General features: G+C 73.9%; 5 protein-coding genes. 4 read left to right on the forward strand and 1 reads right to left on the reverse strand.

The genetic code is table 11. The annotated features are described in order from the left end of the window. Positions 1 to 215 precede the first annotated feature (215 nt). Positions 216 to 482 carry a MoaD/ThiS family protein gene (locus GQS09_RS27380; RefSeq protein ID WP_165990213.1) on the reverse strand — a complete coding sequence of 89 codons (267 nt, stop codon included), beginning with the start codon at positions 480 to 482 and terminating at the stop codon, positions 216 to 218. A 342-nt stretch (positions 483 to 824) separates the two neighbouring features. Between GQS09_RS27380 and GQS09_RS27385 the strand changes: the two genes are divergently transcribed. The 4 genes from GQS09_RS27385 to GQS09_RS28825 form a co-directional block, all read left to right on the forward strand. Beyond that, positions 825 to 1,580 (forward strand): response regulator transcription factor, encoded by a 756-nt coding sequence (locus GQS09_RS27385; protein ID WP_165990214.1) that lies wholly within the window; start codon positions 825 to 827, stop codon positions 1,578 to 1,580. A gap of 25 nt (positions 1,581 to 1,605) precedes the next feature. After that, complete coding sequence (locus GQS09_RS27390) at positions 1,606 to 2,631, forward strand: LacI family DNA-binding transcriptional regulator (protein ID WP_165990215.1); 1,026 nt, start codon at positions 1,606 to 1,608, stop codon at positions 2,629 to 2,631. Positions 2,632 to 2,797: 166 nt separating this feature from the next. Next, the gene (locus tag GQS09_RS27395) at positions 2,798 to 3,667 is read left to right on the forward strand and encodes a hypothetical protein (protein ID WP_207958351.1); all 870 of its coding nucleotides are present in this window, start codon (positions 2,798 to 2,800) and stop codon (positions 3,665 to 3,667) included. A gap of 71 nt (positions 3,668 to 3,738) precedes the next feature. Next, the coding region (locus GQS09_RS28825; protein ID WP_207958352.1) for a hypothetical protein at positions 3,739 to 3,941 on the forward strand (203 nt) is incomplete at its 3' end.

Genomic DNA, 3,941 nt, shown 5'->3' on the forward strand with positions numbered 1-3,941 from the left:
CCCCGCCCCGGGCGCGGGCGGCGCCTCGGCGGCCCGGCCGCTCCCGGCCCCGCCGTCCGCGGGGCCGCCGCCCTGCTCCGGCAGGGAGCGCGTGTCCCCGTCCGCCACGTCCACGGCGGCGGTCTCCCCGGGCCCGGAGGGGGCGGCCCCGGACTGCATACCGGTCATATGCCGGGAGAACGGCTCGTCCGCGCCGGGCGTGCGCCGGTGCCGGCTCACCGGGCGCCCCCGGCGAACGGCGGGAGCACCTCGACCGTCCAGCCCTCGGACAGTTCCACGGACCCGTGCGGCCGGTCGCCCACCTGCCGCTCGTCCACCAGGAACGAGCAGCGGGCCAGCACCCGCTCGAAGTCCGGCTGGTGGGCGTGCTCCTTGCGTGCCTGGTCGAGAAGATCCGCGAGCGTTGCGGCGTCGTACCTCTCCGCCGCCGTACCCGCCGCGGCCTTGGCCGCCGCCCAGTACCGGATCGTGCCGCTCGCCATCAGTTCCTCCCGCTCCTCGCGCCCTGCCTGCCGCGCCGCCGTCGCCGCGTTACGGACATGTGCCCCCATCATCGCCCCTCCGCCCGGCCGCCGGTGCCCCGCCGCCCGGGGGCGCCCCGCGAAGCGCCCGGATGTCCCCCGGGTGTCCGGACTGTGACACAAACCCTGCGCATTCTTTCCCGGGTCCGCTATGCTTCGGAACACGAAGGACCCGGGCACTGAAGCCACCCAGGGTCCTTTTCTGCTTTGGGTGCGCTTTCGGGCCCATCGGATGTCAGGGCTTCAACGGCAGAGCTGCCAACCGTCCACCGCTCCCGGGACTGAGGAAGGAACGCTCCCGCCATGAGTTCATTGCTGCTGCTGACCAACGCCCTCCAGCCGTCCGCACAGGTTCTGCCCGCACTCGAACTGCTGCTGCACAACGTGCGGGTCGCCCCGGCCGAGGGGCCGGCGCTGGTCGACGCCCCGAACTCCGACGTGATCCTCATCGACGGCCGCCGGGACCTGCCGCAGGTCCGCTCGCTCTGCCAGCTCATCCGTTCCACCGGCCCCGGCGCCCCGCTGGTGCTGATCGTCACCGAGGGCGGCCTGGCCGCGGTCACCGCCGACTGGGGCGTGGACGACGTGGTGCTGGACACCGCCGGCCCGGCCGAGGTGGAGGCCCGGCTGCGGCTCGCCGTGGGCCGCCAGCAGCTCGTCGCCGACGACAGCCCGATGGAGATCCGCAACGGCGACCTGGTGGTCGACGAGGCCACCTACAGCGCCAAGCTGCGCGGCCGGGTGCTCGATCTCACCTTCAAGGAGTTCGAGCTGCTGAAGTACCTCGCCCAGCACCCGGGCCGGGTCTTCACCCGGGCCCAGCTGCTCCAGGAGGTCTGGGGCTACGACTACTTCGGCGGCACCCGCACCGTGGACGTGCACGTGCGGCGGCTGCGCGCCAAGCTCGGCCCGGAGCACGAGGCGCTGATCGGCACGGTGCGCAATGTCGGTTACCGCTTCGTCGTGCCGGACAAGCACGACCCGGACCGTGCCGACCAGGCCCGTGCCGTGACCCGCGAGGCCGAGCAGGTGGTCAAGCAGGCCGCCCGCCGTATCTGACCGCTCTCCGCGTAGACTTCCCCCCGTGGCCAAGGTGACGCGGGATGACGTGGCTCGGCTGGCGGGGACTTCCACCGCCGTGGTCAGCTATGTCATCAACAATGGGCCGCGTCCCGTGGCCGCGGGAACGCGCGAACGGGTACTGGCGGCGATCAAGGAGCTGGGCTACCGGCCGGACCGCGTCGCGCAGGCCATGGCCTCGCAGCGGACCGACCTGATAGGACTGATCGTCCCGGACGCCCGGCAGCCGTTCTTCGCGGAGATGGCGCACGCCGTCGAACAGGCCGCCGCCGAGCGCGGGAAAATGGTGCTGGTCGGCAATTCCGACTATCTCGACGAGCGCGAGGTGCACTATCTGCGGGCGTTCCTGGGCATGCGGGTCTCCGGGCTGATCCTGATCAGCCAGGGCCCGAGCGAGAACGCCGCCGCCGAGATCGAGGCCTGGGACGCCCGGGTGGTGCTGATGCACGAGCGCCCGGAGGCGTTCGCCCCGCTGAACGACGTGGCCGTGGTGCTGGACGACATCGGCGGGGCCCAGCTTGCCACCCGCCATCTGCTGGAGCACGGGCACGAGTACGTGGCCTGCCTGGGCGGCACCGAGTCCACGCCGGCGGTGGGCGACCCGGTGTCCGACCACGTGGAGGGCTGGCGGCGGGCCATGACGGAGGCCGGCCGCGCCACCGAGGGGCGGCTCTTCCAGGCACCCTTCAACCGCTACGACGCCTACCGCCGGGCCCTGGAGTTCCTCTCCGGTCCCACGCGGCCCCCGGCGATCTTCTGCGCCACCGACGACCAGGCCATCGGCGTGCTGCGGGCCGCCCGGGAACTGCGCCTGGACGTGCCCGGCGATCTGGCCGTGGTCGGCTTCGACGACGTGAAGGAGGCGGGGCTCACCGACCCGCCGCTGACCACCGTCGGCTCGGACCGCAAGGCCATGGCGCGGGCCGCGGTGGCGCTCGCGGTCGGCGAGAACCCGGAGGAGGGCCCGGTGGAGCGGGTCCGCCAGTTCCCCGTCTCGCTGGAGATCCGCCGCTCCTGCGGCTGCGACTGACCGCCGAGCCGCCCGGCCGGAACGCGCGGGGACGCGCGGGGACGCGGGGCGACGCGGTGGGCTGGCGGGTGCCGCGCGGCGGTGCGCACCATGGAGAGAGGGAGGGAGAAGGCCCTCCGCCGGGAGGTGAGCCCGTGGTGCCGCGCCGATCCGCCGGGCGCCCGTCATGACCGGTGGGCTGGGGGACTGGTTCGGCACGACGGTGGTGGAGACCGGTCGGCTGCCGCTGTTCTGCCTCTTCGCCGGGATGCTGGCCGGCTTCGCGTTCATCAGATTCTCCACCCGGATGATCCGCGCCCAGGTGAGCTGGTGGCCGGGGAACATCGAGTTCCCCGGTGCCCCCGCGGAGCGGGACGGCCCGGAGCGGGACGGCCCGGAGCAGGGCACCGCGGGTCGGAACGGGGGCGGCCTGCACGTCCACCACGTGGTGTTCGGCGTCGTGATGATGGTGGCCGGCGGGATCACCGGCTTCGCCCTGCCGGCGGACGCCGACAGCGGCTGGCGCGCGGCGATGGGGGCGCTGTTCGGGATCGGCACGGCGCTGGTGCTCGACGAGTTCGCGCTGATCCTCCGGCTGCGGGACGTCTACTGGTCCAAGGAGGGCCGGGACTCGGTGGTCGCGGTGTTCGCCGCACTGTCGGTGATCGGCCTGCTGCTGATCGGCGAGCGGCCGGTGGTGGTGCGGGATCTGGGCGAGGCGGTGGGCCAGGGCACCCCCGGGGAGTGGGCGGTGGACATCGGGCTGAGCCTGTTCAATCTGTTCCTGGTCGCGGTGACCATGCTCAAGGGCAAGTACCTCTCCGGCTTCGCGGGGCTGTTCTTCCCGGTCGTGCTGCTGGTGACGGCCGTGCGGCTGGCCCGGCCGCAGGCCCCCTGGGCGCGCCGGCGCTACCGGCGCGGTCCCGGCGGGGAACCCGGCCGCAAGCTGGCCCGGGCCGTACGGCGGGAGGAGCGCTGGCACGGGCCGCTGGCGCGGGCCCGGGTCAGGGCGATGGATGTCGTGGCGGGACGCCACGACGACGCCGCCACCGGCTGAGCCCGGAAATGCCAGGGAGGTCTGAGACGGGTCTCGGACTCCTCTCGTCCTCCGGTCCCACGCTCGGAGCCATGAGTGAAGACCGCAGCACAGAAGACCGCAGCAGCGCAGAGCGCACCACGGCCGGCCACCGTGCCACCGGCTCTGACGCGTACGGCCACGGCAGCGGCGGCGAGCGCGGGCAGGGGCCCGGCACCGCGCGGGCGGCCTGGAACCACGGCGGTCCCGGGGCGATCCGGCCGACGGCGGCACGGCGGCACGGCGGAGCGCCGGC

The sequence above is a fragment of the Streptomyces sp. YIM 98790 genome (genome assembly GCF_011421595.1).
GTDB lineage: Bacteria > Actinomycetota > Actinomycetes > Streptomycetales > Streptomycetaceae > Streptomyces.

Coding starts and splice junctions, on each gene's coding strand:
- GQS09_RS27380 (WP_165990213.1), bottom strand. CDS start 482: ATGGCGAGCGGCACGATCCGGTACTGGGCGGCGGCCAAGGCCGCGGCG.
- GQS09_RS27385 (WP_165990214.1), top strand. CDS start 825: ATGAGTTCATTGCTGCTGCTGACCAACGCCCTCCAGCCGTCCGCACAG.
- GQS09_RS27395 (WP_207958351.1), top strand. CDS start 2,798: ATGACCGGTGGGCTGGGGGACTGGTTCGGCACGACGGTGGTGGAGACC.